Annotated in this window: 18 protein-coding genes; 10 read left to right on the forward strand and 8 right to left on the reverse strand. The window is 74.0% G+C overall.

The window, feature by feature from the left end:
* Positions 1–4: 4 nt before the first annotated feature.
* Genes FGE12_RS01255 through FGE12_RS01275 form a run of 5 tightly spaced genes read left to right on the forward strand, consistent with a single transcriptional unit; the run spans position 5 to position 5,997 of the window.
* On the forward strand, positions 5–967 hold the full coding sequence (locus tag FGE12_RS01255; protein WP_153864369.1) for an NAD-dependent epimerase/dehydratase family protein: 963 nt from the start codon (positions 5–7) through the stop codon (positions 965–967).
* A gap of 3 nt (positions 968–970) precedes the next feature.
* On the forward strand, positions 971–2,500 hold the full coding sequence (locus tag FGE12_RS01260; protein WP_153864370.1) for a lysophospholipid acyltransferase family protein: 1,530 nt from the start codon (positions 971–973) through the stop codon (positions 2,498–2,500).
* A gap of 9 nt (positions 2,501–2,509) precedes the next feature.
* Positions 2,510–2,806 carry a DciA family protein gene (locus FGE12_RS01265; RefSeq protein WP_153864371.1) on the forward strand — a complete coding sequence of 99 codons (297 nt, stop codon included), beginning with the start codon at positions 2,510–2,512 and terminating at the stop codon, positions 2,804–2,806.
* A complete protein-coding gene (locus FGE12_RS01270; protein WP_153864372.1) occupies positions 2,806–4,305 on the forward strand; it encodes a CAP domain-containing protein in 1,500 nt (499 codons plus the stop codon). Before FGE12_RS01265 ends, FGE12_RS01270 begins: the two co-directional genes overlap by 1 nt.
* Before the next feature lie 12 nt (positions 4,306–4,317).
* Entirely contained in the window at positions 4,318–5,997 is a 1,680-nt protein-coding gene (locus tag FGE12_RS01275) for a response regulator (RefSeq protein ID WP_153864373.1), read from the forward strand.
* A 57-nt stretch (positions 5,998–6,054) separates the two neighbouring features.
* Here the strand turns inward: FGE12_RS01275 and FGE12_RS01280 are convergent, their stop codons facing one another.
* Complete coding sequence (locus FGE12_RS01280) at positions 6,055–6,288, reverse strand: hypothetical protein (RefSeq protein WP_153864374.1); 234 nt, start codon at positions 6,286–6,288, stop codon at positions 6,055–6,057.
* Positions 6,289–6,678: 390 nt separating this feature from the next.
* Between FGE12_RS01280 and FGE12_RS01285 the strand changes: the two genes are divergently transcribed.
* Positions 6,679–8,805: a transglycosylase SLT domain-containing protein gene (locus FGE12_RS01285; protein WP_370458845.1), complete on the forward strand. Its 2,127-nt coding sequence runs from the start codon at positions 6,679–6,681 to the stop codon at positions 8,803–8,805.
* 3 nt (positions 8,806–8,808) lie between these two features.
* Here FGE12_RS01285 and FGE12_RS01290 read toward each other — a convergent pair whose 3' ends face one another.
* Positions 8,809–9,717 (reverse strand): pseudouridine-5'-phosphate glycosidase, encoded by a 909-nt coding sequence (locus tag FGE12_RS01290; RefSeq protein WP_153864375.1) that lies wholly within the window; start codon positions 9,715–9,717, stop codon positions 8,809–8,811.
* Between the two features lie 92 nt (positions 9,718–9,809).
* Here FGE12_RS01290 and FGE12_RS01295 point away from each other — a divergent pair, with 92 nt between their 5' ends.
* A complete protein-coding gene (locus tag FGE12_RS01295; protein WP_370458846.1) occupies positions 9,810–10,700 on the forward strand; it encodes a DMT family transporter in 891 nt (296 codons plus the stop codon).
* Here the strand turns inward: FGE12_RS01295 and FGE12_RS01300 are convergent.
* The 3 genes from FGE12_RS01300 to FGE12_RS01310 are packed head-to-tail and all read right to left on the reverse strand — an operon-like array spanning position 10,684 to position 14,255.
* Positions 10,684–12,411 (reverse strand): FHA domain-containing protein, encoded by a 1,728-nt coding sequence (locus FGE12_RS01300; protein ID WP_153864376.1) that lies wholly within the window; start codon positions 12,409–12,411, stop codon positions 10,684–10,686. The genes FGE12_RS01295 and FGE12_RS01300 overlap by 17 nt on opposite strands.
* A gap of 60 nt (positions 12,412–12,471) precedes the next feature.
* Positions 12,472–13,644, reverse strand: coding sequence for a DUF2314 domain-containing protein (locus FGE12_RS01305; RefSeq protein ID WP_194797451.1), 1,173 nt, complete (start codon positions 13,642–13,644; stop codon positions 12,472–12,474).
* Positions 13,641–14,255, reverse strand: coding sequence for a deoxynucleoside kinase (locus tag FGE12_RS01310; RefSeq protein ID WP_194797452.1), 615 nt, complete (start codon positions 14,253–14,255; stop codon positions 13,641–13,643). The genes FGE12_RS01305 and FGE12_RS01310 overlap by 4 nt, the downstream gene beginning before the upstream one ends.
* A gap of 176 nt (positions 14,256–14,431) precedes the next feature.
* On the opposite strand from FGE12_RS01310, the gene FGE12_RS01315 reads away from it, so the two are divergent.
* From FGE12_RS01315 to FGE12_RS01325, 3 genes are read left to right on the forward strand one after another with little or no spacing between them, the layout of a single operon-like run.
* A complete protein-coding gene (locus FGE12_RS01315; protein ID WP_153864814.1) occupies positions 14,432–15,214 on the forward strand; it encodes a 1-acyl-sn-glycerol-3-phosphate acyltransferase in 783 nt (260 codons plus the stop codon).
* A gap of 2 nt (positions 15,215–15,216) precedes the next feature.
* On the forward strand, positions 15,217–16,578 hold the full coding sequence (locus tag FGE12_RS01320; protein ID WP_153864377.1) for a lipopolysaccharide assembly protein LapB: 1,362 nt from the start codon (positions 15,217–15,219) through the stop codon (positions 16,576–16,578).
* Positions 16,579–16,636: 58 nt separating this feature from the next.
* The gene (locus FGE12_RS01325) at positions 16,637–17,242 is read left to right on the forward strand and encodes a hypothetical protein (protein ID WP_153864378.1); all 606 of its coding nucleotides are present in this window, start codon (positions 16,637–16,639) and stop codon (positions 17,240–17,242) included.
* A 93-nt stretch (positions 17,243–17,335) separates the two neighbouring features.
* On the opposite strand, the gene rplQ is transcribed toward FGE12_RS01325, so the two are convergent.
* From rplQ to rpsD, 3 genes are all read right to left on the reverse strand, one after another.
* Entirely contained in the window at positions 17,336–17,761 is a 426-nt protein-coding gene (rplQ, locus tag FGE12_RS01330) for a 50S ribosomal protein L17 (protein ID WP_153864379.1), read from the reverse strand.
* Positions 17,762–17,951: 190 nt separating this feature from the next.
* A complete protein-coding gene (locus tag FGE12_RS01335) occupies positions 17,952–18,986 on the reverse strand; it encodes a DNA-directed RNA polymerase subunit alpha (RefSeq protein WP_153864380.1) in 1,035 nt (344 codons plus the stop codon).
* A gap of 193 nt (positions 18,987–19,179) precedes the next feature.
* Positions 19,180–19,806 carry a 30S ribosomal protein S4 gene (rpsD, locus tag FGE12_RS01340; protein ID WP_153864381.1) on the reverse strand — a complete coding sequence of 209 codons (627 nt, stop codon included), beginning with the start codon at positions 19,804–19,806 and terminating at the stop codon, positions 19,180–19,182.
* Positions 19,807–19,863: the final 57 nt, after the last annotated feature.

Raw genomic sequence — 19,863 nt, forward strand, 5'->3', positions numbered from 1 at the left:
CCTCATGGCCGAGACAAGCGCAGAGCGCAGGGGACTGCGCGTGGCGGTGACCGGAGCGACCGGCGACCTCGCGGGCCTGCTGCTGCCGCGGCTCGAGCAGGACCCCGCCGTGGAGAGCATCCTCGTCCTGGACGTGGCCAAGCCCGAGGGCCGCAAGGTGGACTTCCGCCGCGTGGAGCTCACCCGCCACGACGCGGACGCGGACCTCGCCGACGCGCTCGCCGAGCGCCCCGTGGACGCGCTCTACCACCTGGCGCTGCTCTCCGGCCGCGTGCACGACGGCGCCTTCGCCCACGAGCTCGAGGTCATCGGCTCCATGGCGGTGCTCGCGGCGGCCGCGCGCGCGCGCCTGCCGCGGCTCGTCATCCCCTCGCTCACGGCGCTCTACGGCGCGCGCAGCCAGAGCCCCTGCCTGCTGCGCGAGGAGGCGCCGCTCGCCGGCAGCCCCGGCAGCCGCTTCATCAGCGACAAGGTGGAAGTGGAGCAGCAGGTGCGCGCCTTCCGCGAGCGCAACCCGGACACGCGCGTGCTGGTGCTCCGGCTCGCCCCGCCCCTGGGCCCCTCGCTGGACAACCCCGCCACCCGGCTGCTCTCGCGCCGCGTGGTGCCCACGCTCCTGGGCTTCGACCCGCTCTGGCAGGCGCTGCACGAGGAGGACGCGGCGAGCGCCCTGCACCTCGCGCTCACGGCCGACGCGGACGGGGAGTTCAACATCGTGGGAGACGGGGTCATCCCCCTCTCCGCGCTCATCCGTGAGGCAGGCGGACAGCCGCTGCCCCTGCCCGGCCCCCTGGCGAGGACCGCGCTGCGCGCGCTCAACCTCGTGGGCACCGGGAGCTTGCCGCTCAACATGCTGGACTACATCCACTACAGCTGGGTCGCTGATGGCCAGCGCGCGGCGCGCGTGCTCGGCTTCGTCCCCCGCTACCACGCCCGCGACGCAGCGGCCGCGTTGAAGAGGAGCTGACGCATGGCCAAGGGCGTCCTGGGAAATGATCCCTTCCAGCGCGGCGCGGCCGAGCCGGCGGAGAAGCAGGCTGCAGCCGCGAAGGCCCCCGCGAAGAAGGCCTCTGCTCCGAAGGCGGCTGCGAAGAAGGCGGCCGCGACTCCCCCCCCGGCTGCGAAGAAGGCGCCCGCGGCAAAGAAGGCGCCCGCTGCGAAGAAGGTGAAGCCCGCCCGGCGCGCCCCCGCTGCGCCTTCGCGCGACGCGGAAACCGCACCTTCGGCGTCTGCGGAGCAGGCGGGGTCGACGACACCGCCTCCTGCGCGAGGCGTGGCGCCCACGCGCCCCGCGGCCGCGCGCAGCGAGGAGCAGGCGCCGCGCGAGACCGCCCCGGCACCGGCGGAGCTTCACGCGCGACCCGAGCCCACGGCCGAGCCGCGCGACGCCCAGGAGGCGCGGGAGCACACCGGCGCGCCGAGCGGACCGGCAGACGCGGGGAGGCCTCGCGCCGACGACTCCGGGGCCGCGCATGCATCCGCCGTCGGGCTCGCTGACGCGGCCCCCGCGGCAGAGCTCGAGGACCTGGAGCCGCCCGCTCCCGCGCAGCAGGCCTCGCTCGCGGTACCCCGGACGCCCCAGACACGGCGCGTCTCGCCGCCCGAGGGGAGCACGGGGCGCGCGGGCGCACTGCTGCAGCTCGCGCGGGACATGGCAGCCCAGGCGCTGGCCAGCGAGGGCATGGGGCGCGCCGTCGGCGTGGCCCAGGGGCTGCTGGGCGCGCTGCGCGCAGGGCTGGGCACCGGCGGCAGCACGGCGCTGGATGTGTACGGCCGGGACGCGGCGCTCGTGAGCGACCTCTCTCCGGTGCTCGACTTCCTCTACGAGCGCTACTGGCGCGTGTCGGTGCAGGGCGCGGAGCTCATCCCCCAGGGTCCGGTGGTCCTCGTCGCGAACCACTCGGGCGCCCTGCCCTTCGATGGGCCGGTGATGCAGCTGGCGCTGGGCCGCGAGCGGCCGGACCTCGCCGAGGCGCGCTGGCTCGCGGAGGACCAGGTGTTCCACGCGCCGGTGCTGGGCACGCTCTTCAACCGCCTCGGTGCGGTGCGCGCCTGCCAGGAGAACGCCGCGCGGCTGCTGGAGGAGGGCCGCCCGGTCGTCGTGTTCCCGGAGGGCATCCAGGGCCTGAGCAAGCCCTTCGCGCAGCGCTACCAGCTCAAGCGCTTCGGGCGCGGCGGCTTCGTGAAGCTCGCGCTGCGCTCGGGAGCGCCCATCGTGCCGGTGGCAATCGTGGGCGCGGAGGAGACCTCTCCGCTGCTGGCGCGCCTGCCCGGCGAGTTCCTCGGCCTGCCCTACCTCCCGCTCACCCTGCTCGGGCCCCTGCCCCTGCCGGCCAAGTGGAGCATCCGCTTCGGCGAGCCGCTGCCGCTGGGAGAGGCCGGCCCGGAGGCCGCGGACGACCTGTCCGAGGTCCAGCGCCTCACGGAGCGCACCCGCGAGTCCATCCAGGGCATGCTCCAGGCGCAGCTGCAGGAGCGCCGCTCGGTGTTCGCGGGCTAGGATCCGCCCATGTCCCGCCGCGCCCCGCAGTCCGCCGCCTCGCTCCTGCCCCGCCTCCTCGCACGCCTCGCCGAGTCCTCCGGGAAGGCGGGAGGCCTCACCCCGGTTTGGGCCGCAGCGGTGGGCGAGCACATCGCCAAGCACACCGCGCCCTACACCCTGGAAGGAGGCACGCTGGTGATCACGGTGCGCAGCGCCGAGTGGGCGAGGACGCTCGAGCGGGAGCAGGCCAGCCTCCTCGCGCGGCTCAATGCGCAGCTGGGAGAGGGCGTGGTGCGCGCCCTGGGATTCCGGCTCCAGCCGTGATGCTCGCGCTGACGATGGTGGCGCTGCTCGGCGCGGCCGAGCCCGGTCCCCGGGACATCGAGCAGCAGGCGGCCGCGCACGTGACGAGCGAGTACGAGCGCGTGGGCCGCCGCGCGCCGGCGCTGGACGCCGCGCTCTCCCAGGCCGCGCGCGCGCTCGCCCAGGAGGCCCTCACCGAGGGCTCCACGGGCGCCGCGGACCCCTACGTGCTCACGGACGCCGTGAGCGACGCGGGCGGCGCGGACCCCACGCCGCGCTCCTACGTGGTGCGCGCCTGGGTGCGCGAGCACGCCATCGGCACCTTCCGCGCGCGCAAGGATCTCGCGAGCGAGCCGGCCACCCACGTGGGCGTGGGCGCCGCGGTGAAGGGGGAGCGCGCCGCGCTCGTGGTGCTGCTCGCCGAGCGCAAGGCGACGCTCGCCTCCTTCAAGCGCACCCTGCCCCGCCCTGGCGCCACGCAGACCCTGTGCGGCCAGTTGGCCTCGCCCCTGCGCGGCGCCGAGGTGTTCGTCACCCGGCCGGATGGCAACGTGGACCGCCCCAAGCTCACCCGCGACGCCGGCGCCGACTTCTGCAGCCGCCTCAGCTTCCCGGGCGCGGGCAACTACGCGGTGGAGGTGATCGGGCGCGGGCAGCGCGGCCCCGAGGTCGCCGCGCTCTTCCTCGTGGACGTGGGCGGCACGCGCAGCCGCGAGGCGCGCCTGCGCGTGGAGGAGCCGCGCACGCTGGCCGAGGCGCGCGTGCTGCTGCTCGGGCAGATCAACGCCCTGCGGCGCGCCCACCAGCAGCCCGCGCTCCACGCGGACCCCGCGCTGGAGGCCGTGGCCCAGCGCTACGCCGAGCGCATGGCGCGCGAGGGCTTCTTCGCGCACGTCGCACCGGACGGAAGCGACCTGCGCCAGCGCATGGAGGCGGCCGGGCCGGGCTACCGCAGCTACGGCGAGAACCTCGGCCTCGCGGGAGGGCCCGTCGCCGCGCACTTCGGCATCGAGCACAGCCCCGGCCACCGCAAGAACCTCCTCGGGCCGCAGTACTCGGCCGCCGGCATCGGCGTGGCGTTCCAGACGGTCGAGGGCCGGCCCCAGGCCATCGTCGTCGAGGTCTTCGCCGCCACCGCGCAGCAGAGCGCGGACCCGCTCGGCGATGCGTACCGCGCGGTGAACGCCCACCGCGCCGACCGCCACCTGCCGCCGCTGGAGCGCAGCGAGGTGCTCCAGCAGATCGCCTTCGACCACGCCCGCCGCGCCCTGAAGCTGGACCAGCCGCGCGTGAGTCTCCCCGGCTCCGAGCTGCACGAGCGGGTGTTCGCGGCGATGAAGGACGTGAAGAGCACCTCGGTGGACATGTACGTCACCGAGGACCCCTCGCAGCTGCCCGAGTCGCGCAGCCTCACCGAGCCGCGCAACGATCGCGTGGGGCTCGCCACCGTGCGCGGCGACTCCCCCACCTACGGCAAGGGCCGCTACTGGGTGGTGGTCATCTACGCAGCGACGCACTAAGCGAGGGGCCCCATGGAAGCCAACCTGCGCGCCCTCGCCGTGGACCCCGACCCCGCGCGGGCGCGCGCGCTCGCCGCGGCCCTGGGCGCCGCCGGCCTGCAGGCCAGCCCCGTCACCTCGCTCGAGGACCTGCCCGCGCAGCTGCACGCCACCCGGGCAGCGCTCGTGCTCGTGCACGCACAGCCCTCGGCCGCAGGCCTGCAGCGGCTCCTGCGCACGCTCGCGCAGGACGTCGCCCTCAGCGCCACGCCCGTGGTGCTCCTGTGCCAGGACACCGCCTCCGAGCGCTTCGCCACGCACCTGCGCACGGGGGTGGTGGGCCTCGTCGCGCCGCCCTTCTCCGTGCCGCAGGCGCTCGCCCTGCGCTTCCTCCTGGGAGAGCTGCCCTCGCGCAGCGGGCAGCTGAGCTCCGGCATGGCCGTGGAGGAGCGCAGCGCGCTGCTCGCGCACGTGCGCACCTTCGCGCGCACCGGCGTGCTCGCGCCCGTGGGAGCGGCGCCCGGAGCGCCCCAGGCCCTCTTCGCCCACGGCGAGCTGAAGCAGGTGAGCGGCAGTGCCCTCCAGGGAGAGGCCGCGCTGGCGGCACTGGTGGCGGGCGCGGCCGGAGGCCTCGGCTTTCGCGAGCTCGCGGGCGGCGCGGGCGAGGGCGCAGGCGTGGTGCTGGAGCTGCCGCCCCGCTCGAGCCTCGACGCGCTCGTCTCCTCGCCGGATGCCGCCGACCGCGCTCCGGAGAACCCGCTGCGCCTGCTCTTCGTGGACGACGACGCCGAGCTGTGCCGCCTCTTCTCCTCGCTGTTGCGGCGCCACGGCTTCGCGGTGACGCTCGCGCGCGACGGAGTGGAGGGCTTCAAGCGCGCGCTGGAGGGAGGGCTCGACGCGGTGGTGGCGGACCTCAACATGCCCCGCCTCGACGGCTGGGGCCTCCTGCGCCTGCTGCGCGAGGACGCGCGCACGCGCGAGCTGCCGGTGGCCTTCCTCTCCTGCCACGACGACTACCGCGAGACGCTCCGGGCCCTGCAGGCGGGCGCGCAGGCCTACTTCTCCAAGACGGTGAAGCTGGATGCGCTCGCGGACCAGCTGCGCGCGCTGCTCGGCCCCCAGCAGGCCACGCGCGACGCGCTGCAGGCCCGCAGCGCGGTGCGCCTGCCGCTGGGCGCGGTGGGCACCCAGTGGCTGCTGCTGCAGCTGCAGGCGCGCCTCGCGAGCGGACGGCTGCAGTCCGAGGACGGCTGGGCCCGCTACGAGCTGCGCCTCGAGGAGGGCGAGCCCGTCGCAGCCACCGCCGTCGCCGGGCCGCACCGTGCGGACGGAGAGCGCGCCTTCGTCGCCTTCCTCGCCTCCCGGCCGCGCGGAGCGCTGTGGCAGCCCGGGGAGCGCGCCGGCGACGGCCCGCGCAACCTCTCACAGCCGCTCGCGGCGCTGCTCGCGCGCGCCCAGGCCGGGCTCAACGAGCGCGACCGCCGGGTGCGCGAGGAGCTGATGACGGGAGCGAGCCGCGTGGAGGTGAACTCGGAGCTCTACGCCCTCTACACGCAGGTGGGCCCGCAGCCGTGGCTGGAGACCGCGCGCCTGCTGTGCGCCGAGCGGCTCACCCCTCGCGAGGTGCTGGCGAGGGTGGACACGTCGCCGCTCGAGATCGAGGAGATCGTCCGCGACCTCGTGCGGCGCGGCGTGCTGACCCTGGCGAAGTAGGAGCAGGGTCCAGCCCGGGGGCGAGGCGCGCCGCCTCGCCCCGACGGGCGTACGGCCTCAGATGGCGCGGCGCTGCGTGGCGTACGCCTCGATGCCCATCTGCGGCGGCGCGGCGCTCGCGTACAGCGGGCACTTCGCGCAGGTGAAGGACTGCCACCCACGCTTCACCGCCTCGTCGAGGCAGTTGTCGTAGTGGTTGCAGTTCAGGTTGCGGTGAGTCTCGACCCCGGCGCGCTTGGGGCCAGCCTCAGGGTTGATGGTCTGAGGCAAATCGGTAGGACATGGCTTCATGGTGCTGAGCCCTCCTCAAGAGTGTTTTCTCCCCCCCGAGCGCAGATGCACGATCGTGTTGTCGCGGACTTCGCCGCCCGAGCTGCGGCGGAAAGACAGGGCACGAAGTGGCGGCGGAACCTAGGCTGCGGTCCCTCCGTGACACAACGAGCCGACCGGTGGCCGGTGCAAGCGCCACTTATTCCTTGGACGGTGTAGACGAATGCGACGACCCCGCGGTTGCCCCCAGGGTCACCGGCCGCGCGGGGATCTAGGCGTTGCCCGGCCCGCTGTCAAACCGGGGGGCGGCCGAGCAGCCGCCGGAATGTCCTTCGCCGGATTACCGTTGCCGTTGCCGTGCTGAGAGGAGCGACGCAGGTGAGAGCGCAGGTCCGACAGGTGGGAGTGGGTGTGGCGCTCGCGGCAGCGCTGCTGGGGTCGGGTGCGCACGCACAGTCCGCCGGGCTGCTCGAGTCGGTGCGCCTGCACCGCCCGGGCGCCGCCGCCCAGGCGCGCGCGGAGCTCGAGGCCTGCCGGGTGAAGAAGTGCGCCGAGCAGGGCCGGCTCGCGCTGCTCGCAGGCACCCTCACCCTCTCGGACGGCCAGGCCGCGGACGCGCTCGCGCTCCTGCGCTCGACGCCGCCCCCGGCGCCGCTCGCCCCCGTACATGCCTTCTACCTCGGCCAGGCGGCCTTCTACGCCGGCAACCCTGCGCAGGCCGCGGACGCCTTCGCGCGCGCCGTGCAGGGGGCCTCCCCCGCGCTGCTGCCGCGCGCCCGCGCCCGCTGGGGCGAGGCCCTGCTCGCTGCGGGGCAGCCCGCTGCGGCGGCCCCGGTGCTCGAGGAGGCCGCGCGCGCCCAGCCCAGCCCCGAGCTGCTCTTCCAGCGCGCTGCCGCGCGCCAGGCCGTGGGCGACATCAAGGGCGCCCAGGACGACCTGCGCCGCGTCGCGGTGGAGAGCCCCGCGCATCCGTATGCGGACGCTGCGCTCACGCAGCTCGCGGCGCTCACGCCTCCGGTGGTGCTCACTCCGGACGAGCGCCTGCGGCGCGCGCGCGGCCTGCTGGACGCGGGCGCCCCTGCGCGCGCCCTGGACGAGCTCACCCTGATGGAGCGCGCGCGCGATGGCCGCAAGCCCGCCCTGCTCGCGCAGGCCTCGCTCACCCGCGCGCTCGCCCACTACGCGCTGGGGCAGGAGCCCCAGGCGGAGGCCGCGCTTGCCCAGGCGCGCAAGGGCCCCCGCGAGTTCGCCGCCGAGGCGGCGCTCGTCCAGGCGCGCCGCGCGCTGAAGAATCCCGACAACAGCGTTCCGCGCACGCTGATGGCCGCCGTGGCCCGCAGCTATCCGCACGAGGCCGCGGCCGACGAGGCCTCGTTCTTCGTGGGCTGGCTGGAGCTGCAGGCCGGCCACCTCACCGAGGCGGTCGCCGCCTTCGCCACCTTCGAGCAGCGCTTTCCCCGCTCGCGGCGGCGCGACGAGGGGCTGTGGTTCCGCGCCCTCGCCCACCTGCAGCTCGAGCAGTACGCCGAGGCGCGCGGAGCGCTCTCCCGCCTCGTGGCGCTGATGCCGCGCAGCAGCCTCGTGCCGCAGGCGCAGTACTGGATTGCGCGCGCGGACGCGCTGGGCGGCGCCCCCACGGAGGCCGTGGCCCCGGCCTACGAGGCCCTCATCCGCGCGGCCCCCGGCTCGTACTACGCGCTGCTCGCCGCCGAGCGGCTGCGCGAGCAGAGCCGCCAGCCGCCGCCCGCCTTCCCCGAGCGCCCGCGCGTGCTCGCAGGTCAGCGTCCCGCCCAGCTCGCGCTCGCGGTGGCCCTCAGCGAGGCGGGCCTCTACCGGGACGCGGCGGACGAGGTGCGCGCCCAGGCGGCGCGCCTGCGCTCCGGTGAGGAGGCCCTGCCCTTCGTGCACGCGCTGCTGCAGTTGGGCGAGTACGGGCAGGCGCATGCCATCGCGGCGCGCCTTCTGTGGGGCCAGGCCTACACCGCGCGCGCGCCCGAGGCGCTCGCGGCCTTCTATCCGCGCGCCTTCGCCGGCGCCGTGGAGCAGGAGGCCGAGCACGCGAAGGTGGACCCCTACCTCGTCTGGGCCATCATGCGCCGCGAGAGCGCCTTCCGCCCCGAGGCGGCGAGCGCAGCGGATGCACGCGGCCTGATGCAGGTCATCCCGCGCACGGGCGCCGCCATCGCCGAGCAGCTCAAGGAGGGCTTCAGCGCCCCGGACGAGCTCTTCAGCCCGGAGCGCAACATCCGCTACGGCGCCTGGTACCTGGGGGCGCTGATGAAGCGCTTCGGCCACCCGGCGCTCGCCGCGGCCGCGTACAACGCCGGGCCCAGCGCGACGCTGCGCTGGACGCGCGAGCGCGGCGCGCTGCCCATCGATCTCTTCGTCGAGGCCATCCCGTACCGCGAGACGCGCGGCTACGTGAAGCAGGTGGTGGGCGACCTCTACCTCTACCACTCGCTCTACGGAGACCCGAAGCGCTCGCCGCACCTCGGGCTCACCCTGCCCCAGCCGCTCGCCGAGGGCGTGAACTTCTAGCGCCTAGCCGCGCGCGTACGCGGCGGCGAGCGCCCCCGCGAAGCGCGCGTTGTTCGCGAGCAGCGCGAGGTTCGCCTGCAGGCTCTTGCCTGCGGTGCGGCGTGCGAGCTCGCCGAGCAGGAAGGGCGTCACCGCCTTGCCGCGCACGCCCTGCCGCTCCGCCTCCGCCAGCGCGTGGGCGATGTGCAGCTCCACCTCGGCGCGCGGCAGCGCCGCGGCCTCCGGTGGCGGCACGGTGAAGAGCAGGCCGCCCTGCCCCAGCGCCTCGAAGCGCGCGCGGGCGATGCGCGCCGCCGTCGCCGCGTCCTCCACCCGGTGCTCGAGCGCGAGGCCCGAGGAGCGGCTGTAGAAGGACGGCAGCTCCGAGGTGCCCACGCCCACCACGGGCACGCCCACCGTCTCCAGCGCCTCCAGCGTCTGGGGCAGGTCCAGCACCGACTTCGCCCCCGCGCACACCACCGCCACGGGGAAGCGCGCGAGCGCCCACAGGTCCTGCGAGACGTCCAGGTGCTCGGCCACCCCGCGGTGCACCCCGCCGATGCCGCCCGTGGAGAAGACGCGGATGCCCGCGGCCGCCGCGAGCTCGCAGGTGGCGCTCACGGTGGTGCCGCCCGTCGCGCGCGTCCCCATCGCCACGGCGAGGTCTCGCGAGCCCAGCTTCAGGAGCCGCTCGCGCCCCTCGGCGAGCCGGCGCATCTGCGCCTCCTCCAGCCCGATGCACACCTCGCCGTCCACCACGGCGATCGCCGCGGGCACCGCGCCCGCGCGCCGCACCGCCTCCTCGCAGGCGCGCGCCGCCGCGAGGTTCTCCGGGTAGGGCAGCCCCTGCGCCACCACGCTGGTCTCCAGCGCCACCAGCGGTGCGGAGGCCTCCCGCGCGCGCCGCACCTCGTCCGAGTACCGGAAGTTCATGGGCACATTTACGCCACGCCCGCCGCGGCCCCACAAGCGCGGCGTCACGCCGGTTGCACGCGCGGGTGCAACCGCCCTAAACGCTCGGGGCCGTGACCTCCTCCGCCCCGCCGCGTGCGTTCACCGCCTCCGACCTCGCCATGCTCGGGGTCGTCCTCGTCTGGGGGTCCAACTACGTGATCGTGAAGGCGTCGCTCGATGCCTTCGCGCCCCTGGCCTTCATGGCGCTGCGCTTCAGCCTCGCCGCGTTCGCGATGCTCGCGCTCCTGCTGTGGCGCGAGGGCTGGCCGCGCCTGAGCGCCGCGCTGTGGGGCCGGCTCCTGCTGCTGGGCCTCGTGGGCAACACGCTGTACCAGCTGTGCTTCATCCTCGGCCTCTCGCGCACCACCGCGGCCAACAGCGGCATGCTCTCGGCGCTCACGCCGGTGCTGGTGATGGTGCTCGGCGGCGTGCTCGGGCTGGAGCGCTTCACGCGGCCGCTGGTCTTCGGGCTCTTGCTCGCGGTGTCCGGGGTGCTGCTGGTGGTCTCGGCCCGCGGCCCCTCCCTCAGCGCCGAGACGCGCAGCGGAGACCTGCTCATCGTGGGCGGCTGCGTGTGCTGGGCGCTGTACACCGTGGGGGTGCGCGCGCTGGGCCAGGGGCTCTCGCCGCTCGCGGTCACCGCCCTCACCATGCTCACCGGCGCTCCGGCGCTGGCCGTGGTGGGCGCACCGGCGGTCGCCGCCATGCACCTCACCGACGTCAGCGCGCTCGCGTGGACGGGCGTCGTCTACTCCGCGCTCGTCCCGCTGGTGCTCGGCTACGTGGTGTGGAACCGCAGCGTGCACGCGGTGGGCAGCAGCCGCACCGGCCTCTACAACGCGGGCATCCCCATCGCGGCGAGCCTCACCGCGTGGCTCGCGCGCGGCGAGCGCCCCACGGCGGTGCAGGGAGTGGGGGCGCTGCTCATCCTCGCGGGCGTGGCGCTCAGCCGCCGACGTTGAAGCCGCCCGGGCCGCGGCGCACCCGCTCGACGTTGAGCGCGTAGTCCGAGATCTTCTTGTCCAGGGTGGGCCGGCTGATGCCCAGCTCCTCGGCCGCGCGCGTCTTGCGCCCGCCCGAGGCGTGGAGCGCTTCTGCGATGGCGTCGCGCTCGAGCTGGGCGATGCGGTTGTGCAGCGGGCCGAGGCTCGCCGCTCCCACCTCCTTCACGTCCGGGGGCAGGTGCAGCGCGGTGACGCGTCCCCCCGGGTGCACCAGCGCGAGCCGCTCCGCCGTCAGCTCCAGCTCGCGCACGTTGCCCGGCCAGGCGTACTCGGAGAGCAGCCGCCGCGCCTCGGGGGTGAGCACGGGCGGGGCGCCACGCGCGCGCTGGGCGGCGCGCTGCGCGAAGAGCTCGAAGAGCGGCACCACGTCCGCGCGCCGCTCGGCCAGCGGCGGCACCTCCAGCTCCTGGGTGCCCAGCGCCCGCGCGAGCGTGCCGTCCAGCTCACCGCGCGCCGCGAGCAGCTGGGGCGAGCGCGGGGCCGTCGCGACGAGGCGCAGGTCCACCGGCTCCTCGCCGCCCTGGGGCGCAGGCGCGCTGCGGCGCTCGAGCAGCCGGCCCACCCGCTCGGCCAGTGCCCGCGGGAGCGCCTCGACGTGCAGCAGCAGCAGCGTGCCACCGTCTGCGCGCAGCAGCGCGGAGGCCGCAGGCGGCTGGCCCGGCGCAGAAGCCCGGCCCAGCAGCGCCTCCTCCACCAGGGCCGCGCTCTGGCGGCAGTCCACCGTCACCAGCGGGCCCAGCGCGCGCGCCGAGCGGCTGTGGATGTAGCGGGCGAAGAGCCGCTTGCCGCTGCCGCCCGGGCCGAGGATGACCGCGGGCTCTGCGCCCGCGGCGAGGCGCCGCGCCTGCTCCACCGCCTTGCGCAGCGGCCGCGTGCTCCCGGCGAGCACCACCGCCGGCTGCTCCGTCTCCGCGCGCGCGCGCGCCGCCGCGCACGCCTCGCCCACCAGCCGCCCCAGCGCCGAGAGCACCCGGAGGTCCGCCGCCTCGAAGGGGCGCTCGTCGCGCTCGGTGTAGAGCACCCCGAAGGGGGCGCCTCCCGAGGCCACCAGCGGCGCGCACAGCCGCGCCGCGCTCTGCACCACCTCGCGCTTCGCGAGCGCCGCCTCGGCCATGGAGCGCGGCACGCTCATCGCGTCGGCGCCCACCACGGCCGCCGTGAGCAGCCCCTCCGTGCCGCCCAGCAGCGCCGCGGTGCGGTCGGCCTGCAGCGCGCGCGTCACCTCCTCGGCCGCCCTGCGCAGCACCATCGCCTCGCTCGTCGCCGAGAGCAGCGCCACGCCCACGGCCCAGAGCGCGGCCTCCGGCCCCACGTGCGGCAGCACCTCGGCGAGCGGCAGGTGCTGCACGCCATCCGGCACGTGGTCGCCGAGCGCCGCGGGAGCCGGCGGCTCGTAGAGCGCGGTGGTGGCGCCCACCTGCACCCGGTCCCCGGGCAGCAGCACCGCCTCTCCCTCGATGCGCTCGCCGTTCACCGCGGTGCCGTTGCGCGAGCCGAGGTCGCAGATGCGCGTCTGGCCCTCCAGCCGGAAGATGCGCGCGTGCCGGCGCGACACCTTGTCGTCCTCCAGCGACACCTCGCAGGAGGGGCTGCGCCCCAGCGTCAGCTGCTCGGTGAGCTCGATGCGCAGGCCGGCAGAGGGACCGGTGAGGAGCAGGAGGGAAGGCATTCGGACGGGCGAGCCTAGCGCTCCTCGCCCTTGCGGGTCATCCCCACCCCACCCGCGGGGCTAGGCGGGGCGTTCGCTGCCGAGCAGCGCGCGCACCTCGTCGTCGTCCAGCTGCCGGCCCTCGCGGCTGAGCGAGAGCGCGTTGATCTGCTCGTAGGGCACCGCCACCTGCGCGCCCTTGCGCCACTCGGTGGTGTAAGCAGCGCCGTCCAGCAGGCGGCCCAGCACCTTGTCCTCCTCGAGGCTCTGCACCTCGAGCCAGAGGTTCTCCGTCACCGGCTCGCCCTCGGGGTGCGTCTCGAAGGGGGCGCGGGCCACGAAGTTGAGCGGCTCCATCAGGCCGCGGCGGTGGAAGCGCGCCACGAAGGCGGGCAGCAGCGCCTGGGCGCTCTCGCGCAGCGCCCGGGTGCGCTCCTCCGGCTCCTTCTCGAAGCGCTCGCGGAAGGGGCGCAGCAGCTCGCCGGTGTTGTGCCGCCCCAGCGGCGACACGGCCGTGAGGAAGAGCCCCTCGTGCCCCTCGAAGGCGTCCAGCGGCACGCCGAGCAGGTTCGCGCGCGCCTCCTCCGAGGGCACCAGCATGAAGCTCTGCCCCTCGCTCGTCTCCACCTGGGTGCGCAGCGCCGGCCCCTGGCCGAAGGCGAGGTCCGCACACAGCTCGTGCAGGAAGCTCTCGGCCGGCAGGAGGTCCTCCTCGGCGAGGTGGAAGATCTCGAGGTCGCGCACGCCGAACTTCTCCATCCCGTGGGTGTGCACCCACAGGGGCGTGTCCCCCTCGGTGGCCTCCACGGCGTGCAGGTTGAGGTGGTCGCGGATGTCGAACTCCAGCTCCGTGATCTCCTCCACGTCCGCCGCCTCGTGCAGCTTGTAGGCGGTGACGTCCACCAGCACGCCGCCCACCTTCTCGATCAGCGCGCGCGCGCACCACAGCGCCTCGAACACGGCGGTGGTGGCCTGGGGCTGCCCGGGCTCGAAGGCGATGCGGTAGAAGCCGTGGGCGCGCCGCAGCTGCGCGTGCGCCTCGTCGCTGCCGGTGAGCAGCTCCGGGGTCCAGGACATGGGCGCCTCGCGCGAGTCGAAGCGCACGTCCACCTCGGTCCCGTCCGCCTGCAGCAGGAAGGAGCGGCCGTCCTCCGAGGGGAGGAAGCGCACCTCGTCCGACTCGAACTCGGCGCGCAGCTGCTCGAGCGAGAGGGGCTGCGCGGCCTCGGTGGCGACGAGGTAGACCTCCTTCACAGGTGCTTCTCGATCTGGCGGAAGAGGTCCACGCGATCCACGAGGTCGGTCAGGTAGTCGAGCTTGTCCGTCGGCAAGACGAGCACGGGCGACAGGGTGTAGCCCTTAAACCACTCCTCGTACAGGGCATTGAGCCGCCGCAGGTAGCTGCTCGGGATGGCCTGCTCCATCTCGCGCCCGCGCGTCTTGATGCGCGCCTGCAGCGTGGGCACGGGGCAGCGCAGGTAGATCATCAGGTCCGGCGGCGCGAGGCTGCGCGCGATGGTCTCGTACAGCTCGCGGTAGGTGCGCCAGTCGCGCGCGTCGATGAGGCGCTGGCGGTGCAGGTTGCGCGCGAAGATCTCCGCGTCCTCGTAGAGCGTCCGGTCCTGCAGCGCGGTGCCAGGCGTGCGCTCGAGCTCCTGCTGGAGCTTGAACTTGTGCGTGAGGAAGAAGAGCTGGGAGCGGAAGGCCCAGGTCTTCATGTCCTTGTAGAAGTCCTCGAGGTACGGGTTCTGCTCGTTCGGCTCGAAGAAGGGCGTGAGGCCGTACTTGCGGCAGAGGAAGGAGGTGAGCTCCGTCTTCCCCGCGCCGATGTTGCCAGCGATCGCGATGAACTTTTTGCGGGCCACGAGGGTGCGGCTTGTAACCCCGGCCGAGCAGGCGCGCCAGACCCAAGGGGACCGTGCTAGAACCGCGCCGTCCCTGCCCCCGCGAGCCCTGCCCCGCTGCCCCCCGTCCGGAGCTCCCGGCCGGTGCGCGCCGGCGGGTCCCGCCGGGGGCCCAGCCCCGAGGACCCCAGCGCGTGCTGCGTAAACTCTTCTGTGTCTTCGTCGCGGTCGTGGCCTCCGCGGTCTGCTTCGTGCTCGCGATCCTCGCGATGGTCGTGACGTTGAACCCGAGCAACTCGGTGTGGGTGGCGCGCCATCTCTGGGGCCCCATTCTCCTGTGGGCCGGCGGCGCGAAGCTCGTGGTGCATGGCGCGGAGAACGTGGATCCGAAGCGGCCCACCATCTACGTGGCCAACCACCAGTCCACCATCGACATCCCGGCGCACTTCGTCTCGGTGCCGGTGAACTTCCGCTACGTGGCCAAGAGCCAGCTGCGCTGGGTGCCCTTCATCGGCTGGTACCTCTGGCTCGCGGGGCACGTCCTCATCGACCGCTCCAACCGCCGCTCCGCCATCGCCTCGCTGGACGCGGCCGCCGAGCGCATCCGCGGCGGCGTCAGCATCTTCCTCTACCCGGAGGGGACCCGCGGGGACGACGGGCGCGTGCTGCCCTTCAAGAAGGGCCCCTTCGCGCTCGCCCTCAAGGCACGCGTGCCCATCTGCCCCGTCACCATCGAGGGCAGCGGGAAGGTCATGCCCAAGAACAGCTGGAACATCACCCCGGGCACCATCCACGTGAAGATCGGCGCCCCCATCGACACCACGCGCTTCGCCGCCGAGGATCGCGAGGGGCTCGCGCGCTACGTGCGCAACATCATCATCGACCAGAGCCTCGAGCTGGGCGGCGCGGGCGGAGACCGGGACGCAGCGGTCGCCGGCGCGGGTCAGGAGGGCGCTGCGCGCGCCCCCGCGGAGGCCTGATCATGGCGCCTGCCTCCTCGCGCCGGCTCCTCTGCGCCCTGCTCTGCCTCGGCCTCGCGGCCTCGGGCTGCAGCGCGCACCGCACCGCCGCTCCCACCGCTCCGCGCGAGCGGGCGCGGGCCCTGGTGGAGGCCGGAAAGCCCGCCGAGGCCATCGCGCTGCTGGAGGGCCTGCACGCCGCCGCGCCGGACGACCTGGAGCTCGCGCGCGCGCTCACCGAGGCACAGGTGAAGGCGGGCCGCACGGACGCGTGGATCGCCGAGCTCGAGCGCCGCAACCGCGCCCACGAGCGCGCCTCGCAGCACTACATGCTGGGCCTCGCCCACTTCTCGCGCTCCGCCGGCGCCGGGGAGCCGGCCATCCGCGCCTTCGAGCGGGCCATCGCGCTCGCGCCCGGGGAGGCCGAGCTGCACCACCGCCTGGGCATCGCCCTGCTCGAATCCGAGCAGTACGCCCAGGCCGTGGGCCCGCTGCGGCGCGCGGTGGAGCTGGCACCCGGGCGCGCGGGCCTGCAGCTGCCGCTCGCAAAGGCGCTGCACCGCACGGGGGACACGCAGGGCGCCGTCGCGGCGCTCTCGGCGCTGGTGCAGCAGTCCCCCTCGCGCGCCGAGGTCGCGACGGCGCGGGCCCTGATGGAGCAGATCTCGGACCCCTTCGCGCGCCTGCCCAAGGGCGCCGGGCCCCGCTTCGAGGAGGGCCTCCGGGCGCTGCACGAGCAGGACGTGCCCCAGCAGGCCATCCTCGCGTTCGAGGAGGTGCTGCACGACTTCCCGGACCTGGCCGTGGTGCACGCGCTGCTGGGCCTCGCCTACCAGCGCCTGGACGACGCGGGCCGCGCGGTGGAGGAGTACCGGCGCGCGCTCGAACTCGCCCCTTCGGACGGCAAGACGCACCAGTACCTCGGCGAGCTGTACCTCGCCCGCCAGCGCCCCGAGTCCGCGCGCCCCGAGTTCCAGCAGGCCGTGGCGCTGCACCCCCTGCTGGATGTGGCCTGGTACCAGCTGGGAGACCTCGAGCTGCAGCGCCACGACCTCGGTGCGGCCCGCCGCTGCTTCCAGGTGCTGAGCGCCCTGCAGCCGGACTCGCCCGCCCCGCACGGCAAGCTCGCGCTGGTGCTGCAGCTGGAGGGCGACTGGAAGGGCGCGGACCGCGAGCTGCACGCCGTGCTGGACGGGGACCCGGAGAACGTGGAGTTCGCCCTGCGCCTGGGCCTCCTGCACGCCGAGCGCGCAGGCAAGACCCCGGAGCCCGCGGCGCGGCGCGCGGCCCAGGCGGAGGCCGAGAAGTGGCTGCGCCAGGTGCTCGAGGCCCAGCCGGAGAACGCCGTCGCCTCGCGCGCCCTCGCCTCCTTGCGAGGGCAGTGACGAGCGCAGTAGCCAGCACGCGCGCCGGCTCCTAGACTTGCCGGCCCCGGGAGACCCCATGAGCGACGCCCGCCAGCCGCCAGACCGCAAAGCGCCGCCGCCGCCCTCGGCAGGGACCAGCCGCCCCGCGATGCGGGCGGTGAGCGCCGCGCGCGCCACCCCCCTGGCCCCCGCCGGCCCTCCGCCCCCCCTGGGCAAGCGCGTGAGCGCGGCGCTCACCAACGCGGGCCTCAACGCGCTCGCCTACGCGCGGGAGGCCGTGGAGGACTTCCGCCGCCGCGACCGCTTCTTCAAGTTCAAGGCGATGGTGGTGGCCGCGTGGGTGCTGCTCTCGGTGTCGGGCGTGGTGGTGGCGTGCCCCAGCGGGGCCCTCAGCGCGGGCGAGATGGGCGCGCGCCTGGTGGTGAACGCGGAGCGGGTGCCCCCGATCATCCTCATCTACAACGAGAGCAAGGAGCCCTGGCAGGACGTCACGGTGGTGGTGAACCGCCAGTACCGCGCCTCGTCGGGCAGTGTGGCCGCGGGCGGCAACCTCACGCTCACGCCCAAGCTGCTGCTGGGCCCGGGCAACGTGCTCGCGCCGCTGGGGCTGCACGTCACGGACGTGGAGCTGCGCACCTCCGAGGGGCGCGCCACCCTGATGCGCGAGGGCGAGCTGCGCTGAGCGCACGGCAGCGCCCGCGGGCGCTGGAAACACGAACGCCCTCTCCGCCGGGAGGGCGAAGAGGGCGTCGCTGGAAGCAGCCGGAAGCGGGAACTACTCCGCCTTGGCCGTCTCCTCGGTGCTCTCGGCCTCGGAGGCCTCGGTGCCCTTGGCAGGCTTCGCCGGGCGGTCCACCAGCTCGAGCAGCGCCATCTCGGCCGCATCGCCGCGACGGAAGCCGAGCTTCACGATGCGGGTGTAGCCGCCGGGACGGGTCGCATAGCGGTCCTTGTACTCGCTGAAGACCTTCTGCAGCACGTCTTTGTCCTTCACGATCTTGGCCGCGAGGCGCACGTTCGACAGCCCGCCGCGCTTGCCGAGCGTGATGATCCGCTCGGCCATCTTCCGGGCCTCCTTGGCCTTGGGAAGCGTGGTCTTGATCGCCTGGTGCTCGAGCAGCGAGGTCACCATGTTGTTGAGCATCGCGAGACGGTGGCTCGTGGTGCGGTGCAGCTTCCTCTGTCCAACCTTGTGACGCATGGGCGTTGCACTCCGGAGCCTCTCGGCTCCACCACTCCGGCCGTATCAGGTACCGGGTGGGAAGGGCGCCCCGACACCGGAGGGCACCACTGCGTGGGTTCGGTGGCCGCGTACGGGCGCCACCCCCTCCCCGGCCCGCGCCCCTGCTTGAGGGCGTGTCGCGCGCACCGGGAAGGGTCCTGCGGGAACGCTAGACCTTCGCGGCGGCCGGAGCGGCAGGGGCCGCGGCCGGAGCCTTCGGAGGCCAGTTCTCGAGCTTCATGCCGAGCGACAGGCCCATCTCCGCGAGGATCTCCTTGATCTCCTTGAGCGACTTGCGGCCGAAGTTCTTCGTCTTGAGCATCTCGGCCTCGCTGCGCTGCACGAGGTCACCGATGCTCTTGATGTTCGCCTGCTGCAGGCAGTTGGCCGAGCGCACCGAGAGCTCCAGCTCGTCCACCGAGCGGAAGAGGTTCTCGTTGAGCTTCGCCTCCTCCTTCGGGGCCTCGGCGACCACCGGCTCCTCGGTCTCGTCGAAGTTCACGAAGACCGTGAGCTGCTCCTTGATGATCTTCGCCGCGTACGCCACCGCGTCCTGCGGGGTGACGGAGCCGTCCGTCCACACCTCGAGGCTCAGCTTGTCGTAGTCGGTGACCTGACCGACGCGGGCGTTGGTGACCTGGTAGTTCACCTTGCGCACCGGGCTGAACAGCGAGTCGATGGGGATGGTGCCGATGGGGCTGCCGGCGACCTTGTTGGAGTTGGCCGGCACGTAGCCACGGCCGCGGCGGCAGGTGAGCTCCACGCGCAGCTTGCCACCCTCGGACACCGTGCAGATGTGGTGACCAGGGTTGAGCACCTCGACCTGGTCGTCGGTGATGATGTCCCCGGCCTTCACCTCCTTGGGACCCTCCACCTCGATGCGCAGCGTCTTGGTCTCGTTGGTGTGCATCCGAAGGAGGACCTCCTTCAGGTTGAGCACGATGTCCGTCACGTCCTCGGCCACCTCGGGGATCGTGGTGAACTCGTGGTCCACGCCCTCGATCTTCACGGAGGTGATGGCGGCGCCCTGCAGGCTGCTGAGCAGCACGCGGCGCAGCGAGTTGCCGAGCGTGGTCCCGAAGCCGCGCTCGAGCGGCTCCGCCACGAACTTGCCGTAGGTCTGGCTGAGGGAGTCCTGGTCGACGTCCATGCGGCGCGGCTTGATGAGGTCGCGCCAGTTCTTCGCCACGTACGTATCTGCCATGTGTGCTGCTCCTCGTGCGTGCGCCACCACCGACGTACCCGCCGCAATGGCGGGAGGATGGGCACGGGATGAACCGCTCTTCTAACCGCCCGAGCGGGGTACCGCAAAAGCACGCACGCCCCGGCGGATGAGGCCGGGGCGCGCAAGACGCTCCATTGGGAGCTCTGGGAGAGCTCCAGGGAGCGCGGTGCGACTACTTGGAGTAGAGCTCCACGATCAGCTGCTCCTGGATCGGCATCGTGAGGTCCTCGCGGTTCGGCGCGGTCCGCACGGTGGCCTTGAAGTTCTTCTTGTCCAGGTCGATCCACTGCGGCACGCCGCGGCGGTCCACGGTCTCGAGCGCCTCCGCGATGCGCAGCATCTTGCGGCTCTTCTCGGCGACCTCGATGGTCGAGCCCGGGCGCACGGCGAAGGACGGGATGTTGACCCGCTTGCCGTTCACCGTGAAGTGGCCGTGGCGCACCAGCTGGCGGCTCTCGGCGCGGGTGTCCGCGAAGCCCATGCGGAACACCACGTTGTCCAGGCGCAGCTCGAGCTGCTGCAGCAGGTTCTCACCCGTCTTGCCCTTGGCCGCGGACGCGCGGTGGTAGTAGCCGCGGAACTGGCTCTCGAGCAGGCCGTACATGCGCTTGACCTTCTGCTTCTCGCGCAGCTGCACGCCGTAGCCGGAGAACTTCACCCGGCCCTGGCCATGCTGACCGGGGGGATAGGGACGCCGCTCGATCGCACACTTGTCGGTGTAGCAGCGGTCACCCTTGAGGTACATCTTCAGGTTCTCGCGCCGGCAGATGCGGCAGGCGCTGGCGGTATAACGGGCCATGGCTTTTTCCTTGAGGTGGTCTAGGAGCCGGCGCCCCCGCGGGGGCTCTCCGGCTCC

Origin of the sequence: Aggregicoccus sp. 17bor-14 (genome assembly GCF_009659535.1) — a bacterium.
Classification (GTDB): domain Bacteria; phylum Myxococcota; class Myxococcia; order Myxococcales; family Myxococcaceae; genus Aggregicoccus.